14 protein-coding genes and 1 pseudogene are annotated in these 14,767 nt (G+C 54.4%); 10 read left to right on the forward strand and 5 right to left on the reverse strand.

The features are described 5' to 3' along the window. Window positions 1-49: 49 nt before the first annotated feature. The 5 genes from B3527_RS05495 to B3527_RS05515 are packed head-to-tail and all read left to right on the forward strand — an operon-like array spanning window position 50 to window position 5,716. Entirely contained in the window at window positions 50-427 is a 378-nt protein-coding gene (locus B3527_RS05495) for an antitoxin Xre/MbcA/ParS toxin-binding domain-containing protein (RefSeq protein ID WP_035549543.1), read from the forward strand. Next, a complete protein-coding gene (locus B3527_RS05500) occupies window positions 387-1,169 on the forward strand; it encodes an RES family NAD+ phosphorylase (protein ID WP_035549541.1) in 783 nt (260 codons plus the stop codon). Before B3527_RS05495 ends, B3527_RS05500 begins: the two co-directional genes overlap by 41 nt. Window positions 1,170-1,214: 45 nt before the next feature. Beyond that, window positions 1,215-2,636, forward strand: coding sequence for a toll/interleukin-1 receptor domain-containing protein (locus tag B3527_RS05505; protein WP_051602527.1), 1,422 nt, complete (start codon window positions 1,215-1,217; stop codon window positions 2,634-2,636). After that, the gene (locus tag B3527_RS05510) at window positions 2,633-4,186 is read left to right on the forward strand and encodes an argonaute/piwi family protein (RefSeq protein ID WP_035549539.1); all 1,554 of its coding nucleotides are present in this window, start codon (window positions 2,633-2,635) and stop codon (window positions 4,184-4,186) included. The genes B3527_RS05505 and B3527_RS05510 overlap by 4 nt, the downstream gene beginning before the upstream one ends. A 12-nt stretch (window positions 4,187-4,198) precedes the next feature. After that, window positions 4,199-5,716, forward strand: a complete 1,518-nt coding sequence (locus B3527_RS05515) for a hypothetical protein (protein WP_051602526.1) — start codon at window positions 4,199-4,201, stop codon at window positions 5,714-5,716. Here B3527_RS05515 and B3527_RS05520 read toward each other — a convergent pair. Further along, window positions 5,711-7,180 (reverse strand): DUF6538 domain-containing protein, encoded by a 1,470-nt coding sequence (locus B3527_RS05520; RefSeq protein WP_233346128.1) that lies wholly within the window; start codon window positions 7,178-7,180, stop codon window positions 5,711-5,713. The two genes, B3527_RS05515 and B3527_RS05520, sit on opposite strands and share 6 nt — an antisense overlap. Window positions 7,181-7,554: 374 nt before the next feature. Here B3527_RS05520 and B3527_RS05525 point away from each other — a divergent pair, with 374 nt between their 5' ends. The 4 genes from B3527_RS05525 (at window position 7,555) to B3527_RS05540 (ending at window position 11,608) form a co-directional block, all read left to right on the forward strand. Next, the gene (locus B3527_RS05525) at window positions 7,555-7,971 is read left to right on the forward strand and encodes a copper-binding protein (RefSeq protein ID WP_290479346.1); all 417 of its coding nucleotides are present in this window, start codon (window positions 7,555-7,557) and stop codon (window positions 7,969-7,971) included. Window positions 7,972-8,219: 248 nt separating this feature from the next. Continuing rightward, on the forward strand, window positions 8,220-10,139 hold the full coding sequence (locus tag B3527_RS05530; RefSeq protein ID WP_290479345.1) for a copper resistance system multicopper oxidase: 1,920 nt from the start codon (window positions 8,220-8,222) through the stop codon (window positions 10,137-10,139). After that, the gene (locus tag B3527_RS05535; protein WP_290479344.1) at window positions 10,136-10,990 is read left to right on the forward strand and encodes a copper resistance protein B; all 855 of its coding nucleotides are present in this window, start codon (window positions 10,136-10,138) and stop codon (window positions 10,988-10,990) included. The genes B3527_RS05530 and B3527_RS05535 overlap by 4 nt, the downstream gene beginning before the upstream one ends. 9 nt (window positions 10,991-10,999) lie before the next feature. After that, window positions 11,000-11,608: a cytochrome b/b6 domain-containing protein gene (locus tag B3527_RS05540; protein ID WP_290479343.1), complete on the forward strand. Its 609-nt coding sequence runs from the start codon at window positions 11,000-11,002 to the stop codon at window positions 11,606-11,608. On the opposite strand, the gene B3527_RS05545 is transcribed toward B3527_RS05540, so the two are convergent. The 4 genes and pseudogenes from B3527_RS05545 to B3527_RS05560 all read right to left on the reverse strand — a co-directional run. Beyond that, window positions 11,609-11,887: a TMEM165/GDT1 family protein gene (locus tag B3527_RS05545; protein ID WP_290479342.1), complete on the reverse strand. Its 279-nt coding sequence runs from the start codon at window positions 11,885-11,887 to the stop codon at window positions 11,609-11,611. It lies immediately after the preceding gene. Between the two features lie 284 nt (window positions 11,888-12,171). Beyond that, a complete protein-coding gene (locus B3527_RS05550; protein ID WP_349677827.1) occupies window positions 12,172-12,588 on the reverse strand; it encodes a DUF983 domain-containing protein in 417 nt (138 codons plus the stop codon). 38 nt (window positions 12,589-12,626) lie between these two features. After that, entirely contained in the window at window positions 12,627-13,076 is a 450-nt protein-coding gene (locus B3527_RS05555) for a cyclic nucleotide-binding/CBS domain-containing protein (protein WP_290479341.1), read from the reverse strand. A gap of 13 nt (window positions 13,077-13,089) precedes the next feature. Next, window positions 13,090-13,503 (reverse strand): annotated as a pseudogene (locus tag B3527_RS05560) (MarR family winged helix-turn-helix transcriptional regulator); the annotation flags it as partial. Window positions 13,504-13,598: 95 nt separating this feature from the next. Here B3527_RS05560 and B3527_RS05565 point away from each other — a divergent pair. After that, a protein-coding gene (locus B3527_RS05565; RefSeq protein ID WP_414651597.1) for an IS3 family transposase occupies window positions 13,599-14,734 on the forward strand; the annotation gives its coding sequence in 2 pieces (ribosomal slippage) (window positions 13,599-13,860 and window positions 13,860-14,734; 1,137 coding nt in all). Window positions 14,735-14,767 lie beyond the last annotated feature (33 nt).

Consider the following 14,767-nt stretch of genomic DNA (forward strand, 5'->3'; position numbering starts at 1 on the left):
TTCCTCAGAAAGAACCGCTATATATCCCTTCAGTGGAAAGGATCGCTCAATGTCCCAAACAGCAGCCATCGACGCACAGGAACGGGCACGGGTGATGACCATGGCCGTGGTCCGGGCCGCTGAAAAGCTTGGTCTTTCCGGGAAGGACATGGCCCTGATTTTGGGGGTTTCGGAACCGACCGTGTCGCGGATGCGCAAGGATGAGTTCCGGCTGGAGGAAGGCACCAAGCCGTTTGAACTGGGAGCGCTGTTCGTTCGCCTGTTCCGGTCGCTTGATGCGATCACCGGCGGCGACGGCAAGGTGGCCAACGCCTGGCTACGCAATGAAAACCGGGCGCTTGGCGGTCGTCCACTCGATCAGATCAAGACGATTACAGGACTGACCCATGGCCTTGCCTATCTGGATTCCAGACGCGCTCCGCTCTGAGCGGCAAGGCGTATCCCGCGTTTTCTGGCGCTGCGTGGAGGCGCAACACATCGTCTCCACGCTTCAGCTTGTTGATACGCTGGATGAGCAGCGTATTCTCGAAGACATGCTCGAAGAAACAAAGCCGCCTGTACCCCCCGACTGCGCAGGGCTCCACTATCTCTACATGACGCCGTTCCGCTACGGCCTCTATCCGAACGGCTCGCGGTTCCGCCGCGCCGGACCGACGCCCGGCGTCTATTATGTGTCCGAAGAACCGGCGACAGCGATCATCGAAACCGCGTTTCATTTGCTGCTCTTCTACGCAGACTCTCCGGGCACGCCATTTCCGGCGCAGCCGAGCGAGCACACCGCATTCGACGTGCCGGTCCGCACCGACGCAGCCATAGATCTCATGTCAAAGCCATTTAGCGACGCTGCCAACCTCTGGACGCATCCAAACGACTACGAAGCGTGCCAGCAACTCGAAGAAGCTGCGCGTGCGGAGAGTATCGGGCTGATCCGCTATGCGTCAGTGCGCGATCCCGAGCACCGGCCAAATGCGGCTATTCTCTCCTGCGCCGCCTTCGCCGCCGCAACCCCGACACAAAACCAGACCTGGCGGCTATGGTTCAACAAGACAGGCGTGCACACGATATGTGAGTTTCGGGGAGAAAGATTTGGTATTCCAGCGCTTGCATGGGAAACCGACGAAAGACTCAAGCGACTGTTTTCTGCAGATACCACGCAGAAAACTCCATAAAATTGAATTACATAAATAGTCGGATCCCACTGAATCGAATGCTCCATGGAAAAAACACAGAATGAGCGCACTGTCCTCTTCGTCACAAAAGCGACGCCAGAGGATAATGAATTCACAGAGTGGCTCGCCCCGCGCCTTGAGGCTGCAGGATACCAGGTTTTCGCCGACATTCTGAATCTCGAAGGAGGTGAACGCTGGCGAAAAACATTGACCCGTACTTTGCAGGACCGGGCGGTAAAGCAATTGCTGATTTGCGCCGGAGATGGCTTGCATAAAAACGGCGTGCAGGAAGAAATTGGCATTGCAGCCGACGTCTCCCGCACGACCGGTGATGAAAAATTCACGATACCGCTTCGCGTTAGGAGCTTCCGCAAAGTCTTCGGCATGGGAGAACTACAATATCTGAACTTCGAGGATAGCTATGCGGATGGTCTCGCTGATCTGTTAGAGACGCTCGAAAAGCAGAACGTCCCAAAACTCAATGAACCTTTGATTCAGCCGCAATGGGAGCAGCACCGAAGGCGAAATGAGATCAGACTGGAAAACCGCGCCGAAACCCTGACCAGCAATTGGGTCGCGATCGAAAACGCGCCAGACGAGATCGCTTATGTCGCGCCGACTGGACCTTGCGATCGCGACAAGCTGAAAAGGCGCGCGAACAGCTTCGCTTTTCCCACTTATCCTCACTTATCTGGTTTCATCACCTTCGCTTCCCCCTTGGAAATGGCCGAGCATTTCGAGGGGTTCGGACCGATCAAGACGATTGCTACGAGTCGCCTTTCATCTTTCATGGAAAAGGGGTGGTCGGAACTCGACATAAAGAGTCGTGAAGCCAAAAATATTTTAGTCGCGCTATTCCGTCAGGCCTGGGAGCGACGTCTCTCTTCGATCGGGTTTCAAGAATATGGGTGGGCGAGCGGTCTCGGGCATCATGCCGCCCCCGCGCAGATTCGCATCAACGAACGCGTGGCATGGGGGCCAAAGGAAGGCAAGCGTAGGTCGGTTCTGCGGAACGTCGCAAAGGGGCGGGTTTGGTCCTACGGCGTGAGCGCAATTCCCAATCTCTATCCCTTCCCCCATTTCCGGCTCAAGGCTCGGGTTCTGTTTTCGGATATCAAGGAAAACGCTAAAGGAGATGAGGACCGTCAGGGCAGCATCATCGACGATAAGGAGAGGCAGCACCGTCATCGGCGCAGCGACTGCAAGGGCTGGAGGAACAAGTCCTGGCACGGTCGCATGATGGCGTTTCTGGAGCTTGTGGCGGGAGGCGATTCCTATATCTCACTTCCCATCGGCGCGGGCGGCAATCTCGTCCTCAACGTAATGCCTATACAGATGATTTCACCGGTGACGACACCGATCGTCCATGACGACGAGGACGCCGAAGAAACTGATCCCTCGACTCTGGCTGGCGATTTTGACCCCGAGGATGGGGATACCTCCGATGAAGAGGAGGCGCAGAAATGAAATTTGACGTCGTTACGCCGAGACTTATTCACCTCCCGGAACCAGCTCTCTCATTCGGTTTCGGTCAATCGACGGACCATCCCAAAGACGGGCTATATCTCTACGGACCCCACAAAGCGGATGATCGCAACAAGGTCATCACCATAGGCGTCATCGGCACAACAGAGGGACTGGAATATTTCCGGCGCTGGGGGCGCAGCGTGCTCGGCGATGTGCTCGTGCCGCCCCCAAAAAAGACGGACAAGGAACATCGTCTCCATCTCAGCAATTTTCCGGGGATGCCTGCGGCCTTTGGTGTTAGCTTCGACCCCCGAGACTTCATTGAATACGTGGTCGACGGCGACAAGATTGAGACAACCACAGCCCTGCAAAACCACCATGAAGCGGTCGCCCAGACAGTTGAAGTTTTTCTCGAACGCGTTCGCCATCATGACGAAAACGAAGAAAGACGTCCCGACGTCTGGGCGTTTGTCCTGCCAGAAATTATCTATACGCGTTGCACACGCCAGGCTCGGCGCAGCGGCGTGACTCTATCTCCTGGCGAATATGTGAAGCGTCAGAAGCAGCGCAGCAACTTGCCGCTTCTGGAAGATGTAATCGATCTTACGAAAGAAGACATCTTCGATGACGTTCCGGACTTCCATCGTCAGGCAAAAGCCAAGCTTCTGAAGCTGGGCTACACTTCGCAGCTCGTGCGGGAAACAACGCTTGCGCCGGAAGCATTCACAAATGCCCACGGCTATCCTATCCGCGGTGTCCAGGATGCAGCCACAATTGCCTGGAATCTGGCTACTGGTCTCTACTACAAAACGCAGGCCGAACCGCCGTGGAAGATCGCTAATATGCGCGATGGCGTCTGCTATGTTGGGCTCGTCTTCAAGAACCTCCCAAATGACAGGAACAATCATGCATGCTGCGCGGCACAGATGTTTTTGTCAGAAGGCGACGGGATCGTCTTCCGTGGAGCAAATGGCCCTTGGCAAACGGAAAACGGCGAGTTCCACTTGAAGAGCACCGCCGCCCGGGATCTCATCGGCAAAGTCCTTGAGACGTATGAGGAGAAATTCGGCGCACCCCCAAAGGAACTCTTCATCCACGGGCGCGCTGGATTTTCGAGCGAAGAATGGCGCGCCTTTGAGGCAGCCGCTCCCAAGGAAACGAATATCGTCGGTGTTCGAATTAAGACGACGACCGGCCAGGTGAAGCTGTTCCGGGACGGAAAGTATCCAACCTTGCGCGGCACGGCCATGATCCTCGATCAGAATAACGCCTTCCTCTGGACATCCGGCTACGCACCGAGATTGGACACATACATTGGTCCAGAAACGCCAAACCCTCTGAACGTGACTGTACTAAAGTCATCCGGCGAAAGACCGGATATTGAAACGGTGCTGTCCGACATCTTGGCGTTGACGAAAATCAACTACAACGCCTGCAACTACTCGGACGGCCTGCCCGTCACCATCCGATTCGCGAATAAAGTCGGTGACGTTCTGATTATGGGTAGCGCGAGAGGCGGCGGAAAGCAGCCGTTCAAATTCTATATCTGACGGAGAACATGAATGGTCTATGTAAATGGAACCGCACATATCCGTCACGCTCAGAGCGGTCAGGTCTATGAGATTGATGCCGACATGCTCGACTTCGAAAGCGTCTCCAGTGAAGAACGCAGCATGGGACCGGAAACAGCCTATTCGGCAGTCGTTGAACATCCGGAGCTTGGGCAGCTCACCTGGTCGATTTGGGAATATCCAATAGGCGCAGAAAATTATCGCGAGACCGATGTCGGCCCGCATGAATTGCTGAACAACCTTGAGTTTGGACTGGAACACGAACCGCCAGACCCGGACGAAGACGGCGACGAAAGAATAGACGAAGAAGACCGACAGGCGCAGATAGACGCGCTGGTTGAATGGTTCTTTGAGCGTTATGAAGATCCGGCCCAGCGGCTACCCTATATCAGCGCCGAAGGCGGCTACCAATGGATTTATGGCGGCCCTTACGATGCACGCGAGGAACTGGCTGAGAACTTCCCAGACTTGCCCGACGACGTCATCGAAGCTGCTGTCGATGAAATCGAATCTGACGGATTGACGGATTGGGCACCCGTCGCAAGTGCCGAGGACTATGATCAGTATGAGGACAACGAGCCGGATGATTTAGAAGTTTCCGCAATCGCGCGCGACCTTGAAGATTTAATTCAAGGCCTTCCAGAGGCCGTTGCTGAGCCAGCGTTTGAGGTCGGCGGTGATGGCCTGATCCATATGGCGATCCCTCCTGATGCGACGACGCCGGATGCGAACAACCCTTTGCTCGATGAGTTACGTGAGGCAACGCAGGATTTACTACACGAACTCAATGGAACGAATGCGCATACGGATCTTCTGAATGCCGTGCAGCGCTATCACGCTACCATCAGCGCTGATTCGATTTCTATTTCGCAGGTTTATTCTCGCGGCATACGGCTGGCGAACGTCGGTGAGGCAACCGAAAAAGCGATCGCGCGGGACTATCTTCCGTCATTCCCGTTGAGTGTTGAGGCGCATCTGTCCTCTGTGCTGGACCTGAACCGCGCTTACATTATGGCCCACCCGGAAGGACGCAGGATCGCCGAGAATTCTGCCGCCTATCAACGGACGCCATCAGATACAGAAGCAATGCGAAGGGCCGCGGATGATTTTGCCGATGCCGTTGCCAGTGCACGAAGCCTGTTTGCCGATGACGTCCGCGAACTCGTTGTACAGGCATCGTCGCAGATAGGGCACGGCCCCCAGCCAGGCCGGTCGAATCAGAACGCCGCACACACGTTCGGCAACCTGACTCGGTTCATTCTAAAGCAAGTTGGGACCGCAGCCTTGTTCACAGGCGCCGCTCTCGGCGGCGCGGCAATCACGGGAAGTATTCCGGGCGGGGCGTTGGCTGCAACCGGAACCGAGTACATCAATTTATGTTGGAGCTTTTTGGTCGCAAACGCATCCGCCCTTCACGCGATTGCCGCCTCCTTTGGCGCAGACTTGTCCTGGATGTCGTCTGCTGCGCACATTCTCGAGCGACACAAAGCGCAAAAGCCTGACTCATGATTTTGCGGAGCCGCCGACTGCCCAGAGTACATTTTCGCGATCAAACAACTCCATCACCCGAGGATCAAACGGGTGGATGATCTTGAGCAGTTCGTCACGCCGATACTCAAGCGAGCCACCGTCGCCATAGACGGGTCTTGTCGTCTTGTGGCCCATGAGCAGGCATCGCAGGCCGTAGTCGATATTGGCTTCCTGCATGCGTTTCTCGAAGGCGTGGCGGAATGAGTAGATCTTGTGGTCGGGCGACTCCAGCAGGCCGCGATTGCGGAAGTTCTTCATCATGTTGGCGGAGAAAAGCTCGCCCTTGTCGTAGTAGTGGGCAAAGGCTTTCGGCGCCGCGCGCTTTGCCGCTTCGAGTGCGATGCCGACCAGCGGAATGTCCCTCTCGGAGGTGTCGGTCTTCACTTCGCGGTCCGTCCGTGCGCGGATGGAGATGTAGGGCACCGGCTCATCAATGTGAAAATCTTCAACGCGTAGGTTGATGATCTCACTCGGTCGGCATCCTGTCTCGATCAGCATCAGCGTAATGAGCTGCAGTTCCGGCCGCCATTTACGGGTAGCACCCGGCGCAAGAATCTTCTCCCGCACCCAGTTGGATGAGAATGGCGGCACTTCGGTTCTCGCCTTCGCCTTGAAGTGCATATTGCGGAAGGGGTTCGGACGTTCCTCTTCGCCAATGTGCTTGAAGTAATCGGCATAGAGCGAACGGATATTGCCGATGTGACGGTTAGCGGTGTTAGGCGCGACCGGCTTTGCGTTCTGATCCTTGGGTCTGACCTGTTTGGCCCAGTGCTTCTGGTAATTGAGCGCGAGGTCACGGGTGATCTCCTCAAGGGCAATGTCACCGGCAAAGTCGATAAAATACTGAACTGAGGTTCGCTTAGTTTTCTCCCACGATGCGCGTTGGTTCGGCGATTTGTACAGCTGCGCGTTGTACGCGATCTCGTTCACATAGACTTCGAAAGCCTCGGACACGCTGACAGTCGGTTTCGGCGCGCCGCCAAGCAGCGCTTCGGCGTCCCGCACTTTGGGGATTTCGGCGGGCCCTGCGTTCTGATGAACCGCAAGCAGCCGTGCCAGCGCCTCTTCAAGCGGCGCAACAGTCGCGAGATGGTCGATGGGCTGATAGGTGAAGCCGCTCGCCAGCGCCTTGACGGTCGCCATGCGATAGCGGCGACGAACGGCCTCCGAAGTTTCCCGACTGGATGAGGGCCCGACCTCTTCGGCGATCTTCAACGATGCCCAGTAATGGTCATCGGCTTCGGCCAGCAAGTCGCGCTTGTAGCGAGCCTGGTCGATTGAAGTGGTCCCCAGCGATTCCTTGATCCGCTTGCGCGAATCAAGGTGCGCGAACTTACTCGGCACACGGCGGTTATACCACCAGACGCGGCCTCGCTGTTCGAGGTAGGAATTGTCGTCGACGCGCTTCATGACGCCGACCATTGGTCCACAATCTGGTCCCATTTTGGTCCACAGATTCCGGCCATTTTATGCAAAGCGAAGCAAACGAGATCAAAAATATCGTTTAACTTCAATGCTTTACACGGAAACCATTTCGAGAGAAATGGCGCGAGTGACGGGGCTCCTGTACGCTGCCGGCTCGCCCGGCGGGCGTCGCCCTTCCCTGTTCGACTGCCTGACACTGCTATCGACCTTTTGATAGCTCTGATAAACCGGACGGGGCGGGCCCGCATTTGCTAGAGCAAGCGCGCCGATCGGCTCACCAGGTAAGAGTTGGAATTCTTAAGGGGGACATGATGTCCGCGCGTATTATGGTTGCGGCTGCTATTCTCGCCGCAAGTCTGTGATACGGGGATCTCGACATGAAATTAAAACACATGTTCGCACTCAGCTTTCCAGCTTTACTCCTTCTCGGGGCCGCCTCTTGTACCAACAGCCCTAACCCAGTTGAAGAGAAGGCACCTGCCGCCAACGAGGTGGTGAGCGACACGCCTCATGTTGCGCGCGCTTTTGGCTCTGTGCTGCAGCGCGATCTCGATACGCGCATTCTGGAAATTACACATAGCCCGGTACCAGAAGCAGACTGGCCCATCATGCAAATGGAATTCTACGTCTCGAACGAGATTGAGTTAGCGGATTATCGGGCGGGCGACGCCGTTGAATTCATTTTCAATTTCGCGGCCGAGCAAACGCCTGTCATTATCGCCATGCGGCGAACGAGCGCTCAGGAACTAATAGGCGCGTTGTGGCCCGAGGCGTTCCCGGAAGACGACGCAGAAGCAGAATCAAACTGACTGAACACCCAAGTACGCAACGACAAGCTCAATCTCAAAAAACCTAACGCGACTGAGTGGGTGGAGGCGCGATAGAAGGCTAACATTCGTTTCCTGTGGGCGACAATCAATGTCGACACCAAGTGTTTTGAGGGGACGGCATAGTCTAGCCGTATCCCTGTAAGTGCGTGTCCAGAATCTTTATGCGCATTTGAAATTCTGGAACAAACCAACAAGAGCTGGTCTAGGTATCAGTCAGGAGAATGACGATGTATAATAGACGACGATTTTTAAAAACGACGATCGGAGCTGGCGCACTTGCCAGCGCCTCTGGCTTAGTGCCTGCCTGGGCGCGCCCTGCCAGCGATGGCAATCTCGGCATCCCATCGCTTACAGGCAACCAATTCGATCTCAGCATCGACAAGTTCCCGATACGCATAGATGGCCGCGCCACTGAAGCCATTGGCGTAAATGGCAGTGTTCCTGCGCCGCTTATTCGCTTTCGTGAGGGTGACGATATCGTCTTAAATGTGACAAACGCCTTAGAGGAAGACACGTCGATACATTGGCACGGGCTTCTGGTGCCTTTTGAAATGGATGGTGTTCCGGGCGTAGCCTTTCCGGGTATTAAGCCAGGTGAAACCTTTCAATACAAATTCGCAATGCCTCAAAATGGTACCTATTGGTATCACTCGCATAGTGGATTGCAGGAGCAATTGGGGCATTTCGGGCCGATCATCGTTGATCCGGCTGGCTCTGATCCGGTCGTTTATGACCGAGAATATGTTTTGATGCTGAGCGATTTTACGTTCGAAAACCCCTACAGGCTATTTTCCAAGTTGAAGGCTAATAGCGGATCCTTCAATTTCCAGAAAAGAACAGCCGCAGATTTCATGCGCGATGCCGACGAAAAAGGCTTGGCGGAAACTTTTCGCGACCGAGCGAATTGGGGCAAAATGCGCATGTCACCGACTGACTGGTCAGACATAACCGGCGCGCAATACACCTATCTTATCAACGGCCATTCAAGTGCTGACAACTGGAACGCCGTTTTCAAAGAGGGCGAGCGCATTCGGTTAAGAATCATCAACGCAGCTGCGATGACAATTTTCAATTTCCGTATCCCCGGCCTACCAATGACGGTGGTCGCCGCTGATGGACTGAACGTGCAGCCTGTTGAGACTGATGAGTTCCAAATCGGTGTCGCAGAGACTTATGATGTCATCGTGACGCCTGAACAAATCAAAGCCTATGCCCTGGTTGCCGAGGCGATTGATCGTTCGGGAATGGCGGTTGCGACGTTGGGCCCTAAACCAGGGATGAAAGCGCAGGCTCCCGCGCTACGCGAACCCGTTCCGCTCACCATGAAAGACATGGGCATGGGTGATATGAGCGCTATGGGCGGCATGCAAATGGACAATGGGTCCAAGGCGGACATGAGCAACATGGCCGGAATGGACGCTCCCACAATGCCTGGAATGGATCATTCCATGATGGAGGGTATGAACGGCAATGATATGATGGAAGGCCGCGACGCGATTCCGCTCATTGCTCCAGATTTGAAAACCGGTCCGTCCATAGCAAAATTGGCCATGGCACCAACCAGCAGACTAGATGAGCCTGGGCAAGGTCTGAATGATGTTGCGCACAGAACATTGACCTATTCACAACTGCGAAGTCTTGAGCCAAATCCCGATCAACGCGCACCAGCACGTGAGATTGAACTTCATCTGACTTCAAATATGGAACGATATATGTGGTCTTTCGACGGGTTGACCTGGTCAGAAGTCGACGGTCCCATCATTTTTAACGAGGGCGAACGCCTTCGATTGACGCTCGTCAATGACACGATGATGCCACACCCCATCCATTTACACGGCATGTTTTTCGATGTCGTAAATGGCGGTGGAAGCCATAAGCCCCGTAAGCACACAATCACCGTGAAACCCGGCGAAAAGCTCTCAGTCGATATCAGCGCCGAGCATGTGGGCGACTGGGCATTTCACTGTCACCTCCTTTATCACATGGAGGCCGGAATGTTTCGGGTCGTATCGGTGATGCCAAACAAGTCGAAGACTGAGGCCAATATGATGACCATGCCTATGGCTCTGGAGCATCCCCAAATGAAGCAGCCGTCGATGGACATGAACGATCACGGTTCAATGAAGATGCAGGATCAAGAACAATGACTCACATAAACAAGCGTTGGTCGCAATTGACCTTATGTTGCTTTGCCGCGTTGGCCGTTCCATTTTCCGCTTTGGCTCAAACATCAGGCATGACTTCCGAGAGCACCGAGGAAACCACCGTCGAAAAACCTGCCCCCGTAGCGGGTCAGCAGGCAGATGCATATTACTCAGAAGACGAGATGGAGAAATCGCGAGAAGAATTGAAGAAAATGCTCGGCAACCGTAAAACGGGGTCCATTCTATTCAATCAGTTTGAGGCGCAATCGGTAAATGGCAGCGAAGATTTGTATTGGAACGGACAGGCCTGGTATGGCGGTGATATAAATAAGATCTGGTTTAAGTCCGAAGGCTTGGTTTCACTGAATTCCGGAAAAGTGGATGACGCTGAATTACAGGCGCTTTGGTCTCGAGCTATTTCGCCATATTTCAACCTTCAAACCGGTATCCGCCATGACTTTAAACCGAAGGGGCTGGACCATGCTGTGTTTGGTGTCCAAGGACTTGCCCCTTATTGGTTTGAGGTCGATGTTTCTAGTTATCTGAGCACAAAGGGTGACGTTACCGCGCGGGCGGAGATTGAGTATGATTATCGGCTTACGCAGCGGCTTATTCTGCAGCCACGCATTGAAGCCAACTTTTCAGCGCAAGACATCGCCGAACGAGACCTTGGGTCGGGCCTGACGGACGTAAACGCCGGACTGAGAATGCGCTACGAAATCAAGCGGCAATTTGCACCTTATCTGGGTGTAGAATGGCAAGGTAAGTTCGGAGGAACGCGGGATATTTCGAAGCTCGCCGGAAACAGCGGCGACCAAACCGTATTCCTTGTCGGCATACGGTCTTGGTATTAGGGGTCAGACATGGCCGCATCACATAACCCTGAATACTCTTTGAAAACTCGCTTGGTTCATATGCTCATCGCTATCGCTGTGATCGTTCAGCTGGCCACGAGCCTGGTTATGAAGGCCCACCCTCAAGATGGGACTGAAGATGTTTTTTTTGAAGTCCACGAATATTCTGGACTGATTTCCTTTGCTGTCATCTGCGCGTTTTGGGTGATTATTTTATTCCGACAACGCGGGACCACGCTTGCAGAATTGTTCCCGTGGTTTTCGACCCGGCACCGGAAAGAGCTGATCGAAGCAGTCAAGGCTCGTTTCAGGAACACAGACAAAACCGGTCGCTTATCATTTTATGACGGCGACCCGTTCGCGAAAGCCGTGCATGGATTGGGTATCGCCATCATTTCGGTCATGGCAATGACAGGGGTGACCTATTTTGTAGCTCTGAAGCTCGGCGCAGACGAAGGCATTCTCGCATCTGGCGCAATGTTAATCCATGAGCCAGTATCGAAACTGGCTTGGGCGTATCTCGTCGCACATGCCGGCATCGCTGTTTTTCATGCGTTACTGAAGGAACGACCGCTGAGCGTGATGTGGAACATTTCCCCTTGGGCTCAGAAAAAGTAATTAATTTGGTTGAAAGTGCCCGACAATCATCCAGCTTCCAATTGCAACAAAGCCGGAGCCTGCAAGCAGTTTAAGTGGAAGTTCTGACAGATAACGCTCCAGTGCTGCTCCAAGCAAAACCGCAATGCCTGTCGAAGCAATGAGCGCGGCTGAGGCTGCGGCAAACACAAACCATCTATTCTGCTGTCCATCCGATGCGAACAAGACCGTGGCAAGCTGTGTCTTGTCTCCGAGTTCGGCCAGGAAAACAGTGGCAAAAATTGAAAAGAAAATACCCATGATTGACATTCACATTTGATTAGAGAGCTGGTTCTTCAACTCTAGGCACATCCGTTTGAAACCGTTCGTTTTTTAGGATGAGTTTGTACAAAGGGACACAAATTATTGCGAGCGCGAGCACGCCCAAACTCTCCCCGGTCAGGATAATTATTCCATTTGCATGGAGCGCGCTCAGAAGCCCCCAAATCATAACCAAACACATGACCCCGAGGGTTTGCGCGAGAAAAAAAGTCCCAATTGCTGCTTTTACGTAATCCATTGTTTTTAATCCGTATTTATTCCGATCAGTGTTGAATGCCCCAGAGCGCGCCTATGAACAGCCCTTTTGCGCGCGGCAATGCCCCAATCACCAGAATAATGATGAGGCCGGCCAAGAGTGGATAGCTAATCCACGGCGATAGGTTTGCACCTGCGATCGTCATAGTCAGTATAATGAGGACGGGACCCAAGGCGAGTACGGTGAGCCAGGTCGGTCCATCATCCGCTCGAACTGAACCTATGGGCGCATGACAAATCTCGCACCGCTCATATGGCTTGAGGTAGGTACGATATAGCCTTCCTCGCCCGCACGCAGGACAGAAACATCTGAGCCCCCGGAGAATGGATGTTCGCATTTGGACATTCCAGACTAATTTCAAAAAGTGGCGGGTCGCTGGTTCAATAACGACCCGCCGGTGATGGGCATCCCAGTTACTCGACATGCGATCTTTCTATCGCAAACAAGGTTCGGAAAGGGGCACTAGGCTGCCACACTCGCGCGCGCTGCGACCGCGATATCGCGCAGAACGCTAATTTCGAGTTCATCATGTTCATGAATTTTCGCGAGAACATCGCGAATGCTGAGTGTTGCAACTGGTACACCACAATCGGTTACAACAAGGTGGCGTATGCCATACCGCCCCATGAGGCGAAGCGCATCGGCTAGTTTTTCATCAATTGCGCAAGTGATGACTTTCTCTGTCATCCATTCATACACTTCGATGCCGGACAGATCGCCCTTGCTATGGGCCAGCGCCCGCATGATGTCGAAATCGGTCAGAATACCGACAAGATCTTCAGTGCCATTGAGGACCACGATCGCGTTAACGTTGTGATTAACCAGGTCACGGGCGACGTCGAGTAATTCATCCGTTGGCGCGCAATAGAGAAGTTCGGCCGCGGGATCTCCAAGAAGGTGAAGGACAGACATTTGGGTTACTCCTTTAGAGCAGAGGTACGCTACAAAGCGTGGTTTGAAGCTCCGCGCAGGTATCTGGGCGGAGGGGAAAAACGGATATTGCGGTCGCGCTGAGTCTTTGCAGATTGCTTTTCAGCTTGTTCAAGCCGCGGTTCAAAGACGAGATTTCCTGCTCGCTCAAACTGTGCAGTAGATCGTCTTTTAGCTCTTGCGCGGTCGCATCTAGCGATAGGACGAGGGCATTTGCGGCGGGCGTTAAGTCGAGAGTATAGGCACGGCGGTCATCGAGTGCGGGGGAGCGCACAATGAAATCCCGTTCTTCCAAACGGTCGATAAGTCGCCCGACGGCCGCCGCGCCCAGTTCCAGTTCCGACGCTAACTCTGACTGTGTCAGTCCTGGATTTTTTTTGATGACCCCAAGAGCCAACCATTTAATCCTTGTGAGATTATGGGGAGCGACGCGCCGGTCTGGACTGCTTCAGAAAAACTGGCCCATAGTTTGAGAGAGGATCGGCTCCAAAATGGAGTTGAACCATGGGCAAGAGAGCCAAGCCTGAAGAGATTATTGCAAAGCTGCGCGAGGTGGAGGTGCGCCTCAGCCAGGGCGAGACCATCGCGCAGGCGGTGCGCGCGATCGGTGTAACCGAGCAGACATTCTACCGCTGGCGCAAAGAATATGGCGGCCTTCGTGTTGGCCAGGCCAAGCGGATGAAGGAGATCGAGAAGGAGAATGCCCGGCTACGTCGTGCGGTCTCCGATCTAACGCTCGACAATCAAATCCTGAAGGAGGTCGTCCGGGGAAAGTACTAAGCCCTTCACGTAAACGCGTTGCGGTCGATCATGTGGTGGAAGAGCTCGGTGTTTCTGTGCGCCGCGCCTGCCGCGTGGTGGGCCAGCATCGCTCGACGCAGAGACGCGAGAAGACGCCCCGGCATGATGAAGGTGCGCTGACAGCGGCCATCATATCCCTGGCGGAGAGGTTCGGCCGATATGGCTATCGCCGGATCACAGCCTTGCTTCGTGAAGCAGGTTGGTCCGTCAGCACGGGCCGCGTCTATCGCATCTGGCGACGTGAAGGGCTGAAAGTCCCACAGAAACAACCCAAGCGCGGGCGGCTTTGGTTGAACGATGGATCATGCGTGCGGCTCAGGCCCGCCCACAAAGGCCATGTCTGGTCTTATGACTTCGTTCAGGACCGCACGCATGACGGCAAGGTCTTCCGCATGCTCTGCGTCATAGATGAATTTACGAGAGAGTGTCTGGCGATCCGCGTCGAACGAAGACTGAACTCACGCGATGTCCTGGACACACTTGGCGAGCTGTTCCTGGAGCACGGCCCACCGGAGCATATCCGGTCAGACAATGGGCCAGAGTTTATCGCCACCGCTTTGCGTGAATGGCTGCAGGCACTGGATGTCAGGACGCTCTATATCGAGCCGGGGTCGCCTTGGGAGAACGGATACTGCGAGAGCTTCAACTCGAAGCTTCGAGACGAACTCCTTGCCCGTGAAATCTTCTACGACCTGCGCGAGGCGCAGGTCCTGATCGAGAACTGGAGGCTGTTCTACAACACCGCAAGACCGCACTCATCGCTGGGCTATAAACCGCCCGCACCGAGAACCATCTTGCCCGCGACCTTCATGCCGCCTTATAGGTTGGAGGCGGCATGAACGCCGCTACAAACCAACCGTCGATCCCAACAT

Source organism: Hyphomonas sp. UBA4505 (assembly GCF_002388685.1).
In the GTDB taxonomy this organism is placed as follows: domain Bacteria; phylum Pseudomonadota; class Alphaproteobacteria; order Caulobacterales; family Hyphomonadaceae; genus Hyphomonas.